Here is a 21399-nt window from a genome sequence, read left to right as displayed (position 1 = left end):
TCTATTCCTTCCCATGCAGCCAGACATCGGCGGCCATACCGGGACGGAGCAGTTTGTCTTTATCTTTGATACGGACTTTGATGCGAAATACCTGTTTGGAACGTTCTTCGGGGGTCTGCACATTACGGGGTACAAACTCTGCCTGGCGGGACACAAAGCTGACGCGTCCTTTAAAGATTTTGTGGGGATAGCTGTCGATCGTGACATCGACCTCCTGATCGACTTTGATATCCAGATGATTTTCCGGTACGTAACAGCGTACCCACAGTTCATTCCAGTCCAGGATCGAAACCACGGGGACGTTGCTGCCCACCAGATCACCGGGTTGCAGGGTGACTGCTTCAATGGTTCCATCCAGCGGTGCGAAGATTTTCAGTTCTTTGATCTGATCTTCAATTGTCTGCAGGAATGCTTCCGCTTTTCTGACACTGGCGGCCGCCTGTTCAATGTCTTCCTTGCGACTTCCATTTTTCAACAGCTGCCAGGATGCTTCCGCCTGCTTTAACTGTGCCCGGGCCTCATCAATCTCTTCTTTTCGCGTTCCCTCTTTCAGGAGATCCAGGGTTTTCTGTTTGACTTCTTTTTTAGATGCGGCAACCTGCATCTCGGTATTGGCAGTATCCAGTTCATCTGCAGAAGCTGATTTCTGACCGAAGAGCGTTTCAATCCGCATCTGTTTGGCCTTTGCCAGCCGATACTCCGAATCTGCCAGATGCAGTTCAGCGACCGCCGAGTCAATTTCCTGCTGTCGAGGCCCATTGATCAGCAGTGACAGATGTGCTTTAAGCTGATCGACCTTAGCGGCTGCTTCCTCGATTTCTTCTGAGCGGAATCCGGCCACCAGTTCTGCATGTTTCGCTTTGACTTCTGCCAGCCCGGCGATTGCTTCGGTTCGTCGTTCGAGTAAATCGTAGGGCTCCAGTTCAATCAGCAGGTCACCCTGAGAGACGGACTGCCCCTCTTCGATCAGCACCTGTTTCACACGTCCTCCGACACGCGACCCGGGCCTGATATCGTCGGCTTCGATGAAACCGGAAACCCGCAGGGGAATATGACGATTCTGGCTATACACGAGTGCCACGATTAACGTCACACCGGCAACAATCAAGCCTGCTATTTTCTTCAAGTGGGTTACCTCATGCTGCTGAAACAATTCATTTGAGGATACATAAATTCATTCTGATGCGCCCGTTGTTTCCTGAACTGAAATAATCAGGATGCATCTTACTCGAAACCACAGGTAGACAGTAGTAATCCTGCCTGCTCACACAGCAAGCTGCCGGAAAAGTGGTCCAGAATCAGTAATGACCTGCCAGCCCCGCCCGTCAGACAGAGTTCAATACGGTACTCAGGGGAGGAATGTTCGAGTTTTCTGCTGAATTAGATTGCACAAGAATCGGGCAGATACCCGGTTGGCCTGCGGGAGTTTGATGATTCAAAAAATAATATACCGTGAATATGGGATATCCCAAATAGCTTTATCTTGTTATCGGGTCTCAAGATAAGCAGCTTACACCAGGTATGAGTCGTTCCGCAGAATCGGTTTGGCACGTGATTCGCTTTTCCGTATTTCACAATAATCATCAAACAGAAACATTCTCTTAAACAAGTGCCCTTATAACTCCGGGCGTTCAAAGAATGTGCTCGAAGCTGTCTGATGAGCATATTGCCAACCTGTTTTAAAAGGAGAGATGGTGTCCCACTTACCATCTAAAAGAAGAGGAATGAGAAGAGGATTTACACTAATCGAACTAATGGTAGCGATTGCAACGATCGCTGTACTGATCGCATTACTCTTACCAGAGATCCAGAAGGCAAAGGATGCCTCACTGAAAGCAAGCCAGAAAGACGGCCCCTACTGGGTTTACCGCGAATACGAATACGCGGGTGGCCCTGTTATCTCGGAAATTTCCGGAACATATAAGCATTCACTTCAGGAAATCCTGGACATGTATGCAATCAATCTGAAAAAACAGCAGAAACAGAATGAACTGGAACTGGAGCAGATTGCTGAACTGGAACGATCAGGCGACGTCGATGCTGCCATCGCCCTGAAACCGATTGATACCAAAGAATCAAAACCACAACGTGTCCCCACCTGGTACACCAGTCATTCCGAATTTGGAGATCAGGATCTCTCTAAAAAAGAGAAAATTGAGAAAACCAAACGGGCACTGAAAAACTTTAAGTTTGATCTGACCCAGAATACTGCTTCTCTGGTTGCCCGGCGGAATCTGGCTGATGCGATCAGACAGTTACAGGACGATTTGAAACAACTGGAATCGCAGGACTGAACAGGTCTTCGATTCAGCAGCTGACTACTTTAAATACGACTCTCCAGCAAAACAGGTGGGGCTTGATACGGTTATCAGGTTTCACCTGTTTTTTCATTTCCCGTGTTCCAAAAGCGTACTTTTCCAGCTGTTATTGTAGATATTTCAAACTTTTAAAAAGCAATCAATTTTAGTGATGTTGCTCTTGGCAGAAAAAAGAAGACGCATTATAAATCCGCCTCTGTCGACTTCCGAATGAGTAAAACTCTCTCACTTCACTTTACTCATTCCCAGGCACGACAGGATATGCAGTCGCATATCACATCTCGAAAAACCTACCATCCCATTCAAAACAGATTTATGCCATTCATCTTTCCTTGAATCAGCTTGGCTTTTCAAGGGTGTGTGATGATTCAGTATTTGACTGATGCGTTTGCTTCAGCATCTCTGGATTCACACTCCCGGGAAACGTGATTCTATTCAGAGATCGATAAAGGAGCACTTAAGATGCCCATACTTGTACGGGTATGCCTGCTTACCGCAGTTAGTTTATTTACGATTTCACAGTCAGCCTGTCAGCGTGGACCGAACGCCCAGTTGCGTCAGAGCATGTACCGCTCGCAGCAGCTGTATGATCAGAACTCCGAACTGGCAATGCAACGTGATCAGTTCCAGCAGTCTGCCAACGCGCTGCAGCACGAACGCGATCAACTGGCCATGCGGGCTCAGTCACTGGAATCCAACCTGAATATCGCCAATAAGCGGCTCGATAACCTGAACGCAGAACGTTCAGAAATGCAGCAGCGGTATGTCAGCCTGATGAAAAAGGCCAAGGGACAACCCAGCCCCCTGGATGGCGAAGCAACCCGTCGCTTTCAGGAACTGGCAGACAAATATCCCGATTTCGAATTTGATCCGCATACAGGCGTCAGCAAATTTCACTCAGACATTCTGTTTGCGTCCGGTAGCGATAACCTGAAACCAGCAGCTCAGGAGATTCTGAACCAGTTTGCCGCCATTATGAATGACGGGAATGCCAAACGATTGAATGTTCTGGTTGTGGGTCACACAGACGATAAACCCATTTCGAAAGCCAGTACACAGCGACAGCACCGCACCAACTGGCATCTGTCAACCAACCGGGCCAACTCAGTTGTCCTTACACTCTCCAAATTCGGTGTGAAGCAGGAACGAATGGGAGCCGCCGGTTACAGTATGTTCCAGCCTGTTGTGCCTAACCAGAACGATTCGGCTCGACAGAAAAACCGTCGCGTGGAAATCTTTGTGCTCGCACCTGATGCCGTCGTCGCCGGCTGGGATCCTAATCCCACACTGTTGAATTAATATTCAGAGCAGCCACTCATACATTAAACAGACTCGTTTCAGCGAGTCTGTTTTTTTTGTAGCATCAGCATTTCAGATCTCGAAATAGGATTTGATACCACTCAGGACACTGTCGACAGCTACGGAAGCCAGAATCAGCCCGCCAATTCGGCTGACGACACTTGCTCCCGCATCTCCAATCAGTTTCTGAATCCTGCCTGCGAGCAATAGAAATCCGAGAGTAATGACGAGAACCGAAATCATCGTTAGCGTGGAGATCAGTTGTTGCCCGATATGAAACCGATGATTATCAGTAATCAGCACAACGGCCATCATTGCACCGGGTGATGCAATCGAGGGAATTGCCAGAGGAAACACTGCTTTATTCTGATGCGCACTGACATGCGTGGACTCTTCAATTTCCGACTCCGGTTTGCTTTCACCAAAAATCATGGTTAAAGCGAACAGAAACAGAACCAGGCCTCCTGCAATCTGAAACGCAGCCAGCGGAATCTCGAGTAGATCCAGCAGAATCTGTCCGCCAACAATGAACAGCAGCAGGACCAGACCGGCGGTGATGATTGCCTGGTAAGCAATTTTTCGCTGCACCATTCTGCTTGTGCCGGCTGTCACCGCGATGAATACCGGAATCGAACCAATCGGATCAATGACGGCCCAGAGATACACAAAATCTCTGAGAATATCGTCCCACTCCATACTCTATCTCGTCTTTCCTTGAATGCTGATTCTCAATCTTCCGGGCTGTATTGGGGATTCAACGCAGAGGGAATCGCCGCCTGAACCTGTTTCTGCCAGCGATGGAGGGCCTGTGATAACTGTTCCACTTTTTCGGGATGACTCCCCGACAGTTCCCTGGACTCCCCGATATCGAGCCGCGTATTGTAGAGTTCCTGATGACCGTCTTCAAAAAACTCCAGCAGTTTCCAGTCTCCCTGACGAATCACGGAAACAGGCGTCGTGCGAAACCGCTGCTGCATGCCCTGATATTTTTGCAGGTAAGCGGGAAAGTGCCAGAACAGACTCCGTGCTTCCAGTCGAGATTGCGGATCTTTCAGGAGCGAAACCAGACTTTTACCATCTAATAACGCACTTTCCGGAACCGGTATGTTCGTCATTTCCAGAAAGGTCGGATAAAGATCGACATTAACGACCGCTTCGTCAGACGCACTTCCAGGCTGTGTGACGCCGGGCCACTTAATCAGCAGCGGAACGCGGATTCCCCCCTCATACAACATTCCCTTCGAACCGCGTAATGGTCGCATGCTGGTGGCAGGACCGTATCCGCCGTTGTCGGAGGTAAATACGATGATGGTATTCTGATCAAGCTGCTGCTCCCGTAATGTTTGCAGCACACGGCCGATACTCTGATCCATACTGCGAATCATGGCTGCATATGTCGCATGCTGATGCAGTTTCCCGGCAGGTTTGGATTTGAAATAAGCGACGTCCTGCTCTTTAGCCTGTAAAGGAGTATGAACCGCGTAGTGTGTCAGATACAGAAAAAAAGGAGACTGTGCATTGTCTTTAATGAACTGACAGGCTTCCGTCGTCAGTCGATCTGTCAGGTATTCGCCCTCTTCCCCATCGCTCAACTGCGGGTTGTTATAAGGGCTGAAATAACCGCCTCGTGGACTGCCTGTCTTATTGCCAGCGATATTGACCTGAAAGCCCTGCGAAAGTGGTGACGGTCCCAAATGCCATTTCCCCACACTGGCACAACGATAACCTGCCTGCGAAAGTCGTTCGGCAATCGTTGTGAATCGATCATCCAATACGGTTTTATTCTTCGCGGGGATCAGCTTCCGATAACGGTCATTTCCCCGGGCCGGGTCCCCCACCGTATACACGCCATGCCGGGGTGTGTAAAGACCTGACATCAGACAGGCACGACTGGGAGCACAGTTAGGTGCCGCTGAATAGGCGGCAGTAAACTTCATCGATTCGTCGGCAAGTCGATCGATGTGAGGCGTTTCGAAATAATCACTCCCCATATAGCCCACATCGCGCCAACCCAGGTCGTCAATAAAAAACAGGACAATATTCGGACGCTGTTTCTCAGCATGAGCTTGTAAGGGTAATGAGAGAAACCAGCAGAACAGCAGCGCAATCCCCAGTGTACGAGGCATCTGATTTCCTTCCAGGATGAAAAGGAGTGGTTTTTGCGGTCTTGTTTGATTACGATCAAAGTCTATTGACTATTCTAAGCATCTGCCTGCCCCCTGTCATGGCCAGCGTTGCTCAAAGAATCAATTCCCGCCGACTGCGAAATGAGATCAAAGTCGAATCCGGAACACCTGAAATCTCCTGTGAGGAAGACCGTCGTGAAGAAAATCAAAGTAGGGCAGATTGGAGTAGGACATCCGCATGCAGGTGGAAAAATGCAGGCATTTCGACAGTCGGACGAATTCGAAGTGGTCGGCGTTGTCGAGCCCGATGAAAAGCTGCGGGCTTATGCTGCTTCAACGGGTGTCTATAAAGATTTGCCATTTCTGACACAGGAACAGTTACTCAACATCGACGGACTGCAGGCAGTTGCCGTCGAGACCCTGGTCCCCGACCTGCTGCCAACCGCGGAGATCTGCATTGCAGCCGGTAAACATATTCACCTGGATAAACCCGCGGGTTTATCTCTGCCGCATTTCAAACGCATTCTGGATCAGGCAGCGCAGAAACACCTGCTGCTGCAGATGGGATATATGTATCGATATAACCCGGGAATTGTTCTCCTGCGCGATCTGCTGCAGAAAGGCTGGCTCGGCGAGCCGTTTGAAGTGCACACCGTCATCAGTAAAAAAATGGATGCCGCCAGTCGCAAACAACTCGAACCACAACCGGGAGGCATGATGTTCGAGCTGGCCTGTCATGTGATTGATCTGGTCGTACAGATTCTGGGTCGCCCCGATCAGGTCACGCCGTTTGCACAGCATGCCTCTGACATTGACGACCGTCTCCAGGATAACATGCTGGCAGTTTTCAGTTATCCACGGGCACTGGCTACGGTAAAATCGAGTTGCAATGAAGTCCAGGGATTCGATCGTCGTCATATTGTGGTCTGCGGTTCGGAAGGCACCTTCCATCTGCAACCGTTTGGCAAACCATCTGCCAGCCTGACACTTTCCCAGGCCAAGGGTAAATACCGAAAAGGCCAGCAGGAAATCTCGTTCCCAGGTTACACGCGCTACAAAGATGATGTCGCAGACATGGCGAAGATTATCCGCCGCGAAAAAGATATCGACTTTTCTTACCAGCATGACTACGACGTTCAGGAAACGGTCTTAAAATCAGCGAGTCTGCCGGTCACCTGATTATTCCTGTTTCAATTGTCCGTAGGCATACTGTGCCGAGGCGATGACAGACACAGTCTCGTCTGTTTGCAGAAGTCGGTGTACTTCGGCTTCATCCTCCAGTGGAATGACGAATAAATCTTCCACATCATCGCTACTGACTTTACTGAGTAGACAGATCAGTGCCCAGTCTCCGGCCAACGCCAGTTGTGTTGCTGCCAGAAGATCTCCAGGTTGGCTGTCACGCAAAGGCTTGATGGCATCCAGCGGTTCATGACAGCGAGACAGGATCTGCAACCCTTCGCCGAGCTCGGCTGCGATCTGTGTCAGTAAAACAATGCGCCCATCCTGTGTCACCAGATTACGGGCAGTCTCCAGCACGCTTCCCAGCTGATTCCACTGATGACCGGTAGGGCCGTCCTCGACGGCAATGATCACCATCTCCGATTTGTATTCCGGCTCCAGCTTCCAGTATTCATCCAGTAACTGTTTTGCTTTGCGGAAGCTGGCTTCGAGGCTGCCAAAGACAATTTCTGCGACCGACTGTCCACCTGCGGGGATGACCTGCAGACTGTACTGCAGCCCCAGCATCCAGCCAACCTCATCAATCAACTGTCGCAAGGGACGACTTTCGGCTGGAGTCAGTTCACGGTGTGACTGTCCGCGACTTTTGATAATTGCTTCCTGAGTGGAAAAACCCGGGTAGATCGAACTGCCGCCACCGGCATAGCCAATCAGGGGATCAAAGCCGACCTTTTCAATTGGCAAAATGAAATCCGCTTCGAGCAGATGCCGCGACAGATAAATTCGTTCTCCTCCGGCTGAAGTCCCCAGATAGCCGACGGCTTCCTGGGAATCCGGTTCATGAATCACCCACGACGCCTGCTCCTGCAGTTCGGAGTTCACAGCTGCTTTCAATTTCTCCTGCAACTCACTCGATTCTGAAGGAGTCTGCAGAATGGTCACATCACCGGCTTCGATTCCACACTCGTTGAAATAGTCCCAGACCGCGTTAATGATTTCGGCAGCCGCAGGAGCCTGGTAATCAACGGCAATCGTGATTTTATCTCCCGGTACAATCGCCAGGTCCAGAGGCGGCAATTCGAGCGGAGCGTTCAAAACCTGCTGCATCCGGGCTGCGACATTTTCAATGCCGTCTGGCGCCTGGTGATAATGGATCAGACGCTCGGAATCGATTTCACTTTGAAATGAGCCGTCAAAACCATATTTCAATTCTATTTTGACCGTTTCCGTCATCGAAGCTGTTTCATCCCGCCTGACTCGACCTGATTTTCTGCTGATTCAACTGAGAATCATGTTTTTTACGAATTGGAGAGTTGAATTCCATCAAATGGGAACCAACACTGGAATGTTAGCGGTTTAGAGGTGATTTCTACAGGATATCTGATCACAATATTAGAAAGTCACTGCAGATTGCTGCGTTAAGATCCATTCCCGTTCGAAAGAATTCGCCGGTTTCCTTACAGGAATTTCACCATGACAGAAGACGATCAACTGATGATTCGAATTCAGAGTGGTGAGCTGCGCGCGTTTGATGAACTGGTTGAGAAATATCAGGGCCCGCTGATCGGTTTTTTTTTCAGAAATACCCGCGACTCGCAGCTTTCCGAAGACCTGTCTCAGGAAACACTGTTGCGCGTCTATAACCAGTCATGGGATTATCTGCCGCAGGGACGTTTCCGGGGCTGGATGTACCGGGTGGCCCGCAACCTGCTGATCGACAATATTCGACGCCAGTCACATGATGCCTTGATCAAAGCCTATACAGGTAAGCAGGCAGATGAAGACGATTCACTCAACCGCCTGGCCAGTGAAGTCGTCTCACCGGAAGAGAAAGCCAATGTCAAAGAACTGGCGTTGATAGTCGATGAACTGCTGACAACAATCCCGGAAGATCAGCGTTTAACATTCACTCTGCATCACTATTCAGAACTGACACTGAATGAAGTCGCGGAGGTGATGGAAACGAACCTGGCCACAGCTAAAAGTCGACTGCGGCTGGCCCGGGAAAAACTGCGAGAGAAATTAACCTTGTTAGGCGTTACGGGTCCTCAAAAAAATTAAGTTACTGATATAATAAAGAGATTCTCAAAAAGAAATGAACCTGATCAAAGCAATCTGCGTTGACTCCCGCGGGCCAGCAGAATCGCTTTCTTTTCACTAACACATGCAACAGTACGGAGTAGAGGGGATGAGCTATTTCAGTCGGCTCACTGACATTGTTACCTGTAATTTGACTCACCTGCTGAATAATGCGGAAGACCCCGTTAAGGAGATCGAACAGATTATCTCTGAAATGAAAGAGGGGATCGCAGGTGCCAACCGCAGCGTGAAAACCGCAACTTCGAATGAACAGGCGATTCAGCAGGAACTGGATGATTATGAACGTCAGATCTTCCAGTGGAAAGAAGCCGCGAAAAACGCCCTGGGCATGGGTGATGAAACAGAAGCACGCAATTCGCTGGTGCGCAAACAGGAAGTGGAAGATCTGAAAGCCGGTCTGGAACAGCAGCATCGGGCTGCCGTCGCGACCTGCGAGCATTTGACCACGACCCTGCATGCCCTGGAAGCCAGATTAGCAGAAGCCCGACGCAAGCAGCTGGAATTAACAGAACAAGCCGGACTGTCAGCAACATCGGCACAAAACACACCGAATCCCGCTGAAACCGAATCACCACTGACCCCCTCCCGTTCAGAACAGATTGATTCGGAACTGGCTGAATTAAAGCGTGAACTGGGCCAATAACCAGTCAGCAGGACATCATTCACGACCAGGAAAGTCGAACACGCTATAACCCGTTTAATCGATTTGTTTTATGGAACCTCTGCCCTGACAAAGTGAACATATGGTTTGAGGCTTAAATAGTTGCTTAAGAATAGGCCATTCAACAAGATGGTACTTGCAACAGATCAGTTCTAATTTAGAATTAAAGATAGAAAACTGGGGGATCTGGCAGAACTTCTTGATCCCTGGTTCCGGTTCTGATCAGGATTTCTGGAGAAGGCTCTGGAATGGCTGATACGATTAATAGAACCCGCAAGTTCTTCGCAAAGGCCTCTGGCTAACGGGTTTCAAGTCTGAAACGACTGAAATTCCCCAGCCAGTTGTCCGATGACGATTAACACACATCCTCAATTCCTAATTTACATCAATGATGTTGGAGTCGTGCCACCATGGCCAAAAAATATCTGAACCTCGAAGAAGCCGCCGCCGAGCTGGGCATGGAAAAAGAAGAATTGAACCGCTTGCGAGAAGCGGGCGACATTCGCGGTTTTGCCGACAGAGGTGCCTGGAAATTTCGCATGGAGGATGTCGAAGAACTGGGACGTACCCGCCAGGCGGATTCCGATCCAGCGATTCCGTTGTTCAATAATGAAGACCTGGAAGACGACGACCTGTTCGACTCTGCCATTCTCGATGACGACGACATGACTCTGGAATCAGATAGCGTCATTGATGAAGACGAAGTCGGTGAGCAGGCAACTGTAATCCGTGGCAGCGTACACGATGACGATGATGAGCCTGTCGAACTCAGCAGTTCCGACAGTGATGTACGACTCGTCATTGACGATGGTGACGATCTGCAGCTGGACAGCGAACCGGAACTGGTAGCCGTCGGCGAAGATTCAGACAGTGATGTGCGCCTGACCGACGATTCCAGTATTGACCTGGGCAGTGACAGCGATGTGAAACTGGTGGAAGGTGACTCTGAACCGGACTTTGAAATCCTGGATCTGGATGCAGGCAGTGACAGCGATGTCAAACTCGTCGCCGACGATTCCAGTCCGATGGGCAGCGAAAGCGACGTCGCGCTGATTGGGGAAGACTTCGATCTGGGAAGCGACAGCGATGTAGCCCTGGTGTCTGATGACAATGACGAATCATCAATCCTCGCTGAAGACAGTGGGCTTTCCCTGGCAGAAGACAGCGGCATCTCATTAGCCTCAGACAGTGGTATTTCTCTGGCAGGTCCGCTGGACAGTGGAATCTCTCTCGAATCAGCAGATGAGAGCGGTATTTCTCTCGTCGGTGACGATGCCAGCGGCCTTTCCCTGCAGGATGATACCGGCAGCGACATTTCCATCACTGCTGACAGCGGGATCTCGCTGGAACCATTCGACGTCGAAGATGATGAGCAGACTTCCCCGATGATGGCAACTGGCGGCGGCAAAGATGCAACCATGGAAATTCCAGCCCTGGGTGACGATGATGATTTTGCCGACAGCAGTTTTGACCTGGAAGATTCTAATTCCGATACCAGCGTACTGATGCTGAATGAAGATGGCGATGCCGGCGGTTCGTCAGGATCTGTCATTCTGGATTCGGATGAAGATGAAGGCGAGTCGGCAATCTTCGATGACGACGATGACTTCGCCAGCGATGACGGTATCTCCGATGTCTTCGATGATGAAGATGACTTCGACGATATTTATGACGCTGACGACGATGATTTTGATGACTCATTCCAGAGTGGTGAAAGCCACGCTGAGTTTGTCGCACCTGCTTCTTTTGGTGGCGGACGCGGCGCAGCGATGGCAGCTCCTGAAGCGGAATGGGGAGTCGGAACATTTGTCGCATTGGGCATCTCAACATTGTTAATGAGCGTCTGTGGTCTGATGATGTATGACCTCATCCGCACGATGTGGCATTACGATGACCCCTCTGCCGTCAGTTCTTCCATACTGGATATGGTCCGCGGACTGTTTTAAACGAAGCCTGCGATCGTTCATTCCAGTTCGAGATGAGATATTTCTGATATCCAGCATTCTGCTGCGCTAAGATTCCCGAACAGTGAAATCAGCGCGGACAGTTTTTTTCCGCTTCTCACCAGATGCAGGCTTTGCAGTCGGGACTCACGCGAGGCAGGTTTCTATAATGGACGCCATGTCGTGATGCCCGCCCTGCTTCTATCTGCATTGAACTGGTGAAAGAATATGAATCAGAAATCCCTGTGTCTCCTCGTTCTCCTGACGATCTTTATTTCAACTTCCCTGCAAGCGGCTGAACGCACTCTGCGCTATCGCGATCGGAAACCGCAGGAATACAAGTTGACGGCCCGCGCCAGCAAAATTGATCCCCGCGCCAAAGAGCATCCGGAAATCGATTACGTTTTTGAAGCGAAAGGGAAACCACAGGACCTGGAACATGCGGTAGTCGACACCCGCGTTAAGCCACGTGGTAAACTGGTAATCTGGCTGATGGGATATAACAGCCAGCTGTTCGACCGACTCTCCAGCTACGGGCTGCATGCCATTCAGGTCCATTATGCAAACCGCTGGTTCTCGAAAGTCTGTCGCGAAAATCCCGTCGGCGAAACCTGCCGCGGCAATGTCCGACTGGAAGCCGCGACCGGAGAAGATTATAGCGATCAGGTGACAATCCCTAAACCTGATGGCATGAAAGAACGGGCGCTGCAGTTTGTGAAATGGCTGGCAAAAGAAAATCCACAGGGTCAGTGGGATTATTACCTGACACCGGATGGCAACGATCTCCGCTGGGAAGATGTCATCATGGCAGGCAGCTCACACGGTTCCACGACAGCGGCCCGGTTCGCGAAACATCAGAAGGTCAGTCGCGTGGTCATGTTCTGTGGTCCCCGCGATCAATATCAGAACTGGCAGGCGCTCCCTTCCGCCACACCGACCAATCGTTACTTTGGTTTTTCACACGTACTGGATGGCGGTTGGACCGGAGATCATTACTGCCGATCCTGGGAGCTGATCGGCCTGAATGAATTTGGCCCCATCGTGAATGTCGACAAGGCAAAGCCTCCCTACGGCAATACCCGGCGGTTGATCACCGACTTCGATGTCAAAAACAACGACCGACGTGCCCATTCTTCAGTCGTGCCAGGCGGAAGTGCCGGCAAGGATGCGAAAGGGCAGTACATCCATGAAGCAGTCTGGCGTTACCTGTTTACAGAACCGGTAGACAAAGTCGGTAAGCCGGTTCCCCTGGATCCAGGTTGCGAGAAAAACCAGCGGGACAGCTGATTCGAATCTCTACGAATGTATTCAGGCAAACGGTAAGCGACCCCAGACCTGCACGACGCGGGGAACTCCGGTTAAGGTTCTGGGATCGGCGGCATAGTCATTGAGTTCTCTGACGATCTTGTCAATCTCTTCGGGAGTGGCGAGGTCGTCTTCGAGGACTGCGTCGGCAATGTTCTCCATAGTGAGTCCGTTCAACAGTTTGACTTCCCCCTGCAGTCCTGTTGGCTGTACGACGGAGACTTTCAGATCCTGAATCCCACAGTCATGCAGTAGTCCTGGAAGACGCTGTCCCATGTTCGGATCACCGCCTCTATTTTGAACGACCGTGTTATACAGGTCGAAGAACCTTTGAAAGGAGCGACTTTCGGGGTGAGCGAATGAGCCACTGAAATCAATATCCTCCACAACCAGGAAACCGGTGGGACGCAGTTGTTTCAAAAATGATCTGATTGCGGAGACGGGATCCGCAAGATGAGTTAACAGAAACCGGGAGTAAACCAGATCGTATTCCGGCGCTGTAGGAATTTCCTGTGCATCGGAGAGGCGGAATTCCACATTCGTGAGTCCCTGCTCTGCCGCTTCTTCACGGGCGATTGACAGTTTCGTTTCATCGATATCAATGCCCACCGCTTTTCCGGCTGGAGCGACACGCCGGGCCAGTTCGCGTGTGACATCTCCGCCGCCACACCCCACATCCAGACAGGTCATCCCTTCAGACAGATTGACCTGATCCAGTAATGCCGCCGTGCTCTTCTGCATGACGCGTCCCAGAACCCGGAGACGTTCCCGACCTTCAATCCCACCTCGAATCACATATTGATTTTTCCGGTTCATTCGCACCCACCTGAATAAGTTTTTCTCAGTATCTCAGCCTGGATTGATATCAGATCCAGTCCTCAAAACAGGTAACGTTGAAAATCCACCAAATTCACATATTATTACATTCCTGGTATTTATATTTTTATTGAATCACCGTTGCGCCTCTATTATTTTCCACCGCTGTATACCCGCCCCTCTCGATCCTGCACTTGCACGTGGGTATCCCAGCTATCACCGTAAGTATTTTCATTTAGTCCTACCTGCCATTCCTCCGATTTTCAGCTTTAATTCAGAACACTTTAGCGAAATCTCAAAAAAAGCAGGAAATTTAAAAATATCCTGTAGTCTGACCCGGTTTACTGGAATGTAGTTAGAAGGGTCTTTGTCACTCCACATTTCTTTGAGCATGCATTTGATCAGAAACTGATTTCCCTGATGAATGAAGTCATCGTGAATAATCAATTTTTCCAGCAGCTGCTACAGCATCAGGGGCAGTTGCATGCCTATGTGCTGTCACTGGTGGGAAATACATCCGATGCACGCGATCTGCTTCAGGATATTAATCAATGCCTGCTGGAGAAACAAAGCAGCTTTACACAGGGCACGAACTTTCTTGCCTGGTCACGAAAAGTAGCCTTCTACAAGATTCAGTCTTACTGGCGCGACAAAAGCCGGAGCCGCATGTTATTCGACGATGAGTTGCTGAACAGCATGTCTGAAACCATCGACAGCATGCCCGACCTCTACCATGAACAAATCGAGGCAATGCGTTCCTGCCTCACCCAGCTACCTGAAGAAAAACGAACCTTGATGCAGCAGCGCTATGGACAGTTTCTGCCACTGAAAAGCATTGCCGAATATTGGGGGAAATCAGAAAAAGCCATCAGTGTCATGTTATTGCGAATCCGATTGCGTCTCCAGGATTGCATACAGAAAACAATCGCTGCGAGGACTCGTTATTAATGATTACAGAAAATTCCGCCAACAGGGAAGATCCGCTCCCTTCATTAGTGGCTCGTCATTTTGACAATCAGCTGAATGAACGAGAACTCTATCAGTTGCAGTCACGGTTGAAGTCTGACCCGGAAGCCAGAGTTTTTTTCATCCAGTTCTCGACATTACAGACACAACTGGAATGGGTATTCACTGATTCAACGACGCCACAGGAATGGTCGCATTTACCTGCCATCGAGAAGCCTGTCAGAAAGAACTGGAATCTGATCGGATATATCACTGTCTGTGCGTGTCTGTTAACAGCCAGCTTTCTCTTCCTGTATATGATGCACCCGGTTGCATACGTCTTTCCTCAGCCGAACAGCGAGTGGACTTCAGGCCCTGTGATGCAGGAAGAACCGGTTCGCTCCGGGTCGCAGCGACATCTGATCAAGGGCGAAATTGAAATCCGTTACAAAACGGGTTCGATCGTCAATCTCAAAGCGCCTGCATTCTTTACTGTGGATGGAGACAATTCCGTCACCCTGGACCGGGGAAAACTGGTTGCCGACATTCCTGAAGCCGGGCAAGGTTTCAGAGTCGGCACAAAAGCGGGCCGCATCGTTGACTGGGGAACCAGTTTTTCTGTGAGTGTGGACAAGAGTCAAAACGCGGAGATAAAAGTTTATCGAGGAAAAGTTTCGGTTGGTGGAGATTCCGAAAACCCGAATGCCACAGAACTGACTGCTAACCAGGCAGTGCAGATTGACTCGGCTTCGAAAAGAATACAACACAGCAACTACTCCAGCAGTGATTTTATTCCACTGATTGCGCGAGATTATGCCGTAAACCACTTTTCCGACAATGTGATTTTTCAAGAGCAACTTCCGGATCAGATTGCCCGGGGAGATTTTCAGGTACTCGAACAGGACGGGGCCATTTTTCTGTTTCCCGAAAAACGAAATATTCTGCTCTCGGAAAACTTACCTGTTTCTATCTCTCAACCTGGCAATTACCAGGCAGAGGCTCAGATTGAAAAAGCAACCGATTTTATCCCACGGGGCATGACAGTAGACTGCTATCGAATTTACTACGATCCCATCAGTAACAATCAGGACATGATTCGTGTTGAAGGAGAGGTCCATTTTCATCGCCCGGTTCTCGGCATCATCACAACAAAGAACCGACTGCTTGAAACAGATGCTGTCTTGAACCCGCTCTGTGCAAGTGGTGTGTGCCCGCCCATCAAACACCAGGAGGTTGAAGCCCGCATCTCCGAAGATGGAGGACACCAGGACATTCTGAGACTCTCGGAAGATCGTAAATCACTAAAAATCATTTTGTATACGGGTACGAAATTCGTTGACGAATTTCGTGTTCTGGTTGCCAGCCCTTAACCTTTTGTTTGCAACCGTTTTGTTTATGAAATGCTTACTTTCAATATTCACAAATTCTACCTGACTCAAAGTTGTGAGTCAGGATTGCGCCATTATCTGCCGTTTTTTCATGTTATCTGTTCACAAGGAGACATTTATGAAATCTCATCGAACTGCACAGCGTTTTCGAGGATTCACGTTGATTGAATTACTTGTTGTCATCGCCATTATTGCGATATTGATCGCCCTGCTTCTGCCTGCGGTCCAGCAGGCTCGGGAAGCAGCACGCCGCTCCCAATGCAAAAATAATCTGAAACAGCTCGGTCTGGCGTTCCAGAACTATCACGATACATTCAAAATGTTCCCTCCCGGCTATGTAGACGAACGAGGATCGGGGGGAACGCTTGCAGATAACGAAGGTCATTGGGCGTGGAGTACTATGATCTTACCGTATATTGATCAGGCTCCTCTCTACAATCAGATGAATCCGGGGCCGATTACTCCATCAACAGCTTTGAACGATGCAACCGTCCGTACCAGCATGCAACAGCCACTCGCCGCATTCCGCTGCCCTTCTGATCCCGGTCCATCTCTGAATGGAAATGCAGGACAGGAAATTCAGGCCGACAGTGGCACTAATTACGGACTTCCTGTTTCAAACTATGTCGCATCCAATAACAACCGGACCCTGCGTCAGTCCCGTTCATCAAATGGTGCCAACGGGGGATCGGGAGCCACGGGAGCATTCTGGCGCGACAGCAGTTTGAGGTTTCGCGATATCACAGACGGAGCAAGTAACACAATCCTGGTCGGGGAGCGCTCCTACAAAATGGGTACTGTTGATTTTTACGCAGGTACACTTTACGCGGCTCGTGAATTTGGTGGTACCAACGGACCGGAACAGGCAAGTGGTAACCAGGGACTGATCGCCATCTTTGGCGCTGCGACATACTCCATCAATCCGGCGAACCCGTCAAATGTCGCAACCCGCCAGGCATTCAGTTCACTTCATACCGGAGGAGCTCACTTTGGTCTCGCAGACGGTGCCGTACGGTTCATCAGTGAGAACATCAATTTGAATACGGATGATGCCGTCAACAGTACGTTGGAAAGTCTGATTGGTGTCGCCGATGGTCAGATCCTGGGTGAATTCTAAACGCCCCTCCATTGGATTGGCATACTTTCATTCACGTCTCAGAACGCGAAGGGTTCTATTCGATTGAACCTTCAAGATGTAAGAGACCTGAATTTCCCACGACGATGATTGACTACCGTTTCGTTGTTTAGAAATTTGTGCGAGAGACTACGCTCAAGGCAAAGTGTCTTTTGAAAAGGATAATTGTCATGCCGCTCAGGCTTTTGAAATTGTGTGGACTGAATTGTTTGATCTACCTGATGTTGACCGGCTGCGGAAATTCAGGCCCAGACCTCGCTACTGTGACTGGTAACATCACTCTCGATGGTCAACCTGTAGCAGATGCACGGGTTGAGTTCTCTCCGTCAGAGGGACGAACTTCGGTCGGTACCACCAATGCCGATGGCGTTTATGAATTACAGTTCTCCATCGACAGAGCAGGAGCGATGATCGGTCACCATAGTGTAAAGATCACAACAGAACGTGCGGCAACAGGAGGCGAAGGGGGTGAACCGCTGGTGCCCGGCTCCAAAGAACTGCTCCCCCCAGTTTACAATTCGAAGAGCCGACTTACTGCCGAAGTTTCACCTGGCGAAAACACCATCGACTTCTCACTGCAGAGCCAGCCCAATTAACGCGAATCGGCCCTGGCCGGAAATTTATTTGCGCTGAATTGCTTTTTGGGGAGCACCGTACCTTAAAATCGAAAAAAGGGCGGCTGATCTTGCGATCAACCGCCCTCTCGCAGTTTCAATTTTCAATTACTGAAAACTCTTCTGGCGTCTCGTTGACTAGTTCGAACAAGTCGGAGCAGGTGCCGTGCAAGTTTTAGGTGCGGGAGCCGTACAGGTTGGCTCGGGGCAACAGGTTGGCACGGGTACCTTGCGGCATACTTGTCTTGGAACACATCTTGTTTTTGTCACACAAACAGTTCGCGGTACACACTTGGTTCGAGTAACATACCGTGTGCAGCAGACCTGCTCACAGGTAGTGTAAGGAACTTTGCGGGTACAGGTTTGCTGCTCATAGCTGCAGGTGGTATAGGGAACCTTGCGGGTCCGGCATTCTGAAACCATGGTGCAAGTGGTGTAAGGAACCTGTTTGGTAACACATTCTTCTTTCCAGCAGCAGGTCGTGTAAGGAACCTTGCGGGTTCGGCATTCACGGACCATCTGGCAGGTAGTATAAGGAACCTTCTTGGTTCGTGTTTCGCACTCATAGCGAACGCAGGTGTACGGTACCTTCTTGGTAATCGTGCAGGGAACTCGCTCACATACTGTGTAAGGAACCCGTTCATGCTTGCACTCGCGTTCGTATGTTGTGCAGCAGACTTTGCGGGTGACCGTCTTGGGGCACCAGACTCGTCGGCAGATAGTAGTGCCGGGGCACTGAACCTTGACTGTTTTGCAGCAACCAGGTTTGTAGATCGGGCAGCAGGAGCTGCAATCGTATTCCCAGGTTCCTGGTTCACAGACACATTTTTCAACAACCGGTCCCGGGCAGTGCTCGGTGACTGTTTTCCATTCGCCACAGCAGACTTCTACATCATGCCAGGTATGAACGGGTTTGCAGATCGTACGGCAGACATCCCGGTAGCAGGTTTTGTAATTTGTTTTGTAGATCGTGCAGCACACATCACGGTAATGTGTTTCGCAGATCGGACGACGAACTGTGTAGCAGACATCCCGGTAGCAGGTGTTATAAACCGGCTTGCAGACTGAGTAGCAGACGTCTTTGTAGCAGGTGTTATACACCGGACGACGACGTTTGCAGCACACAGTTTTGTAGCAGGTTTTGTAAACAGGACGGCATACATTGTAGCAGACCTCACGGTAGCAGGTCTGATACACGGGTTTGCAGACCGTGTAACATTCATCACGGTAGCAGGTCTTGTACACATTCTTTGTGTATTGGACGGGAACTTTTTCACAGACAGTATCATAGACTGTCTTCTGGCAGGTGTAGTTCTGCTTTTCCCATACAGTTTCAACTACGGTTTTATAGCAGGTACTTGAGCACTCTTTGGCAGCACAGTAATCGCCACAAGAAGTACATGCCTCTGTGGGACAACACTTGTATCTACCTGCTCCCAGGTAACCTGCCTGGGCTTGCTCCCCAAAGCAGGCCATAATCATCGCGGCCGCCAGAAGGGGAATCCAGGTTGCATTTTTCATTGGTCTATTCCTCTACATGAGTTGTTCAGCATACAAAATTGAAAACTGGAAACAGTTAGAATCTACTTCGTCATCAAAGTTGACACCGCTTAACCGATACACCCATTTCTCCGCAGCTTACCACTCAACCTGTTCCCCTGAGACACCACAAACCATTCGACCACTACAATCGATACCTGTCGGCGATTCTCCAGGCTTGTCCCCCCGCTCTCTTTCAACGATTATGACTGTTATGCCGATACGAATGATCTAAGTACCTGACTGGTAATCTCCAAAAGCTGCTGGAAGATTTACCGGCTAAGACTCGATCAACGAATGCCCGCCTGCTATCCTCAAATGACTCAAGGAACCTCGAATCTGTGTTCAATAGTAAAGTGAGACATTTAAATGAAGTTTGGCATTTGTCAGGAATTGTTTGTTGACTGGGAGTGGGAAAAACAATGCGATCTGATCGCTGAGATTGGTTATAAGGGAATCGAGCTGGCTCCGTTTGCTTTTGCCGAGCGTCCCTCGGATCTTTCTGCAGAACAACGGGCATCCCTGAGAAAAACGGCGGAAGATCGCGGGCTGCAAATCTTTGGCCTGCACTGGCTTCTGGCAAAAACAGAAGGTTTGCATTTGACCACTGCTGATGCAGCTGTCCGGAAAAAAACAGCCGATTATCTGATTGAACTCGGAGACCTGTGTGCCGACCTGGGAGGCGATTTAATGGTCTTTGGTTCTCCCTTTCAGCGAAATATTGAAGAAGGCATGACGCGCGAGCAGGCATATGCAAATGCCGCAGAAGTTTTCCGGAACTGTCTCCCTGCCATTGGTGAACGTGGAGTGCGGATCTGTATGGAACCGCTGACCACCAAAGAAACCGATTTTGTGAATACCTGCGCCGAAGCAATCGAACTGATCGACATGGTGGGAGCCGATAATTTTGTGTTGCATCAGGATGTCAAAGCGATGCTCGGAGCGGAAACCGAATCGATCCCGGAACTCATTCACAAATATGACACACGAACCGGTCACTTCCATGTGAATGATTCCAATCTCCTGGGTCCCGGCATGGGTGAGACCGACTACCATCCGATCTTCAAAGCGCTGAAAGAAAGTCGATACGATGGATGGATCTCAGTCGAAGTTTTTGACTATGAACCTGGCTGTGAGTTTATCGCGCGCGAAAGTTTTCGTTATATGAAAGAGGTCTGGGAAAGCGTCTGAATGACTCAAAACAAGCGATGAGTCAAAAAAATTTTTGAAAACGTCAAAAAAATTCTACCCCCTTTTTGGCCTCGTTTTGATTTGCAGCGCGCGTGTTTTAAAACAACGTCTCTACAAGACAAAGACATTAACGCAAAAACAGAATGATCGATTTTACCCTATTTTTGTAGGGTGAAATCGATTTCTTTTTTTATGTGTTCTACACAGTGTGAGTTTGCGATGATGTTTTTTATTGCGATTTCTTTTTTAAACACTCTTGACGAGTCGGTTTACAACGCACAGAAAAGATGCTTTTCATAAGAGAATTGGCTTGCAGAATTTTTCGAAATATTTACGATGATTGCCATTAAATAGATGTAAGTCCTTAGTGCGTAATGAGTGTCAATTAAAAATTCGTTTTAGTTGAATCAACGCTCATTCAAAACGGGGACAAACATCGGAGTCTGTCAAGGTTGACAGACTTCAAATTCTTATTCGTTGTGGCAGACCTTTGCCGACTTATAGCCCGGAGCCAGCGGCAAGGCAGCCCTCGTTTAACTCTCAAAGGAGGATTTGCGGTGGCAAAGAAAAAGGCAAAGAAAGCAGCACCTAAAAAGGCAGCACCAAAGAAAGCTGCTCCCAAGAAGAAAGCAGCCCCAAAGAAAAAAGCAGTGAAGAAGAAAGCTGCTCCAAAGAAGAAGGCTGCTCCTAAAAAAGCTGCTAAGAAAGCCGCCCCAAAGAAAAAGGCAGCTGCAAAGAAAAAAGCAGTTAAAAAGAAAGCTGCTCCAAAGAAAAAAGCCGCTAAAAAGAAAGCATAGTCTTTCTGTTAGCAGCAGGAAACAACAAGCCATAACGAGT

19 protein-coding genes are annotated in these 21399 nt (G+C 49.4%); 13 read left to right on the top strand and 6 right to left on the bottom strand.

What is annotated here, in order from left to right:
- Position 1: 1 nt before the first annotated feature.
- Complete coding sequence (locus ACN0YN_RS17635) at positions 2-1126, bottom strand: HlyD family secretion protein (RefSeq protein ID WP_417386351.1); 1125 nt, start codon at positions 1124-1126, stop codon at positions 2-4.
- Positions 1127-1724: 598 nt separating this feature from the next.
- Here ACN0YN_RS17635 and ACN0YN_RS17630 point away from each other — a divergent pair.
- Positions 1725-2294: a type II secretion system protein gene (locus ACN0YN_RS17630; protein ID WP_417386350.1), complete on the top strand. Its 570-nt coding sequence runs from the start codon at positions 1725-1727 to the stop codon at positions 2292-2294.
- A 486-nt stretch (positions 2295-2780) separates the two neighbouring features.
- Entirely contained in the window at positions 2781-3617 is an 837-nt protein-coding gene (locus tag ACN0YN_RS17625) for an OmpA family protein (protein ID WP_417386349.1), read from the top strand.
- A gap of 72 nt (positions 3618-3689) precedes the next feature.
- On the opposite strand, the gene ACN0YN_RS17620 is transcribed toward ACN0YN_RS17625, so the two are convergent.
- Both ACN0YN_RS17620 and ACN0YN_RS17615 read right to left on the bottom strand, forming a co-directional pair.
- Positions 3690-4313: a MarC family protein gene (locus ACN0YN_RS17620; RefSeq protein ID WP_417386348.1), complete on the bottom strand. Its 624-nt coding sequence runs from the start codon at positions 4311-4313 to the stop codon at positions 3690-3692.
- Between the two features lie 32 nt (positions 4314-4345).
- The gene (locus tag ACN0YN_RS17615; RefSeq protein WP_417386347.1) at positions 4346-5743 is read right to left on the bottom strand and encodes a sulfatase; all 1398 of its coding nucleotides are present in this window, start codon (positions 5741-5743) and stop codon (positions 4346-4348) included.
- Between the two features lie 195 nt (positions 5744-5938).
- Here ACN0YN_RS17615 and ACN0YN_RS17610 point away from each other — a divergent pair, with 195 nt between their 5' ends.
- Entirely contained in the window at positions 5939-6922 is a 984-nt protein-coding gene (locus tag ACN0YN_RS17610) for a Gfo/Idh/MocA family protein (RefSeq protein WP_417386346.1), read from the top strand.
- On the opposite strand, the gene ACN0YN_RS17605 is transcribed toward ACN0YN_RS17610, so the two are convergent.
- The gene (locus ACN0YN_RS17605; RefSeq protein ID WP_417386345.1) at positions 6923-8158 is read right to left on the bottom strand and encodes a lactate racemase domain-containing protein; all 1236 of its coding nucleotides are present in this window, start codon (positions 8156-8158) and stop codon (positions 6923-6925) included.
- Between the two features lie 240 nt (positions 8159-8398).
- Here ACN0YN_RS17605 and ACN0YN_RS17600 point away from each other — a divergent pair, with 240 nt between their 5' ends.
- From ACN0YN_RS17600 to ACN0YN_RS17585, 4 genes are all read left to right on the top strand, one after another.
- Positions 8399-8986, top strand: coding sequence for an RNA polymerase sigma factor (locus ACN0YN_RS17600; protein WP_417386344.1), 588 nt, complete (start codon positions 8399-8401; stop codon positions 8984-8986).
- 127 nt (positions 8987-9113) lie between these two features.
- Complete coding sequence (locus ACN0YN_RS17595) at positions 9114-9668, top strand: PspA/IM30 family protein (protein ID WP_417386343.1); 555 nt, start codon at positions 9114-9116, stop codon at positions 9666-9668.
- A 428-nt stretch (positions 9669-10096) separates the two neighbouring features.
- Entirely contained in the window at positions 10097-11632 is a 1536-nt protein-coding gene (locus tag ACN0YN_RS17590; protein ID WP_417386342.1) for a hypothetical protein, read from the top strand.
- 225 nt (positions 11633-11857) lie between these two features.
- Complete coding sequence (locus ACN0YN_RS17585; RefSeq protein ID WP_417386341.1) at positions 11858-12916, top strand: BPSS1187 family protein; 1059 nt, start codon at positions 11858-11860, stop codon at positions 12914-12916.
- Positions 12917-12937: 21 nt separating this feature from the next.
- Here the strand turns inward: ACN0YN_RS17585 and ACN0YN_RS17580 are convergent, their stop codons facing one another.
- Positions 12938-13750: a class I SAM-dependent methyltransferase gene (locus ACN0YN_RS17580; protein ID WP_417386340.1), complete on the bottom strand. Its 813-nt coding sequence runs from the start codon at positions 13748-13750 to the stop codon at positions 12938-12940.
- 435 nt (positions 13751-14185) lie between these two features.
- Between ACN0YN_RS17580 and ACN0YN_RS17575 the strand changes: the two genes are divergently transcribed.
- The 4 genes from ACN0YN_RS17575 to ACN0YN_RS17560 all read left to right on the top strand — a co-directional run bounded on the left by ACN0YN_RS17575 (position 14186) and on the right by ACN0YN_RS17560 (position 17814).
- Positions 14186-14698, top strand: coding sequence for a sigma-70 family RNA polymerase sigma factor (locus ACN0YN_RS17575; protein ID WP_417386339.1), 513 nt, complete (start codon positions 14186-14188; stop codon positions 14696-14698).
- The gene (locus ACN0YN_RS17570) at positions 14698-16065 is read left to right on the top strand and encodes a FecR domain-containing protein (RefSeq protein ID WP_417386338.1); all 1368 of its coding nucleotides are present in this window, start codon (positions 14698-14700) and stop codon (positions 16063-16065) included. The genes ACN0YN_RS17575 and ACN0YN_RS17570 overlap by 1 nt, the downstream gene beginning before the upstream one ends.
- A gap of 136 nt (positions 16066-16201) precedes the next feature.
- On the top strand, positions 16202-17200 hold the full coding sequence (locus ACN0YN_RS17565) for a DUF1559 domain-containing protein (RefSeq protein WP_417386337.1): 999 nt from the start codon (positions 16202-16204) through the stop codon (positions 17198-17200).
- Positions 17201-17388: 188 nt separating this feature from the next.
- Complete coding sequence (locus tag ACN0YN_RS17560; protein ID WP_417386336.1) at positions 17389-17814, top strand: carboxypeptidase regulatory-like domain-containing protein; 426 nt, start codon at positions 17389-17391, stop codon at positions 17812-17814.
- A 156-nt stretch (positions 17815-17970) separates the two neighbouring features.
- Here the strand turns inward: ACN0YN_RS17560 and ACN0YN_RS17555 are convergent, their stop codons facing one another.
- Complete coding sequence (locus tag ACN0YN_RS17555; RefSeq protein WP_417386335.1) at positions 17971-19353, bottom strand: hypothetical protein; 1383 nt, start codon at positions 19351-19353, stop codon at positions 17971-17973.
- A gap of 387 nt (positions 19354-19740) precedes the next feature.
- Here ACN0YN_RS17555 and ACN0YN_RS17550 point away from each other — a divergent pair, with 387 nt between their 5' ends.
- Complete coding sequence (locus ACN0YN_RS17550; RefSeq protein ID WP_417386334.1) at positions 19741-20562, top strand: sugar phosphate isomerase/epimerase family protein; 822 nt, start codon at positions 19741-19743, stop codon at positions 20560-20562.
- Between the two features lie 557 nt (positions 20563-21119).
- The gene (locus ACN0YN_RS17545; protein WP_417386333.1) at positions 21120-21359 is read left to right on the top strand and encodes a hypothetical protein; all 240 of its coding nucleotides are present in this window, start codon (positions 21120-21122) and stop codon (positions 21357-21359) included.
- Positions 21360-21399 lie beyond the last annotated feature (40 nt).

The organism is Gimesia sp., from assembly GCF_048260065.1.
GTDB lineage: Bacteria > Planctomycetota > Planctomycetia > Planctomycetales > Planctomycetaceae > Gimesia.
Note: the sequence above shows the minus strand (reverse complement) of the source record. Positions and strands in the feature narration are given on the sequence as shown.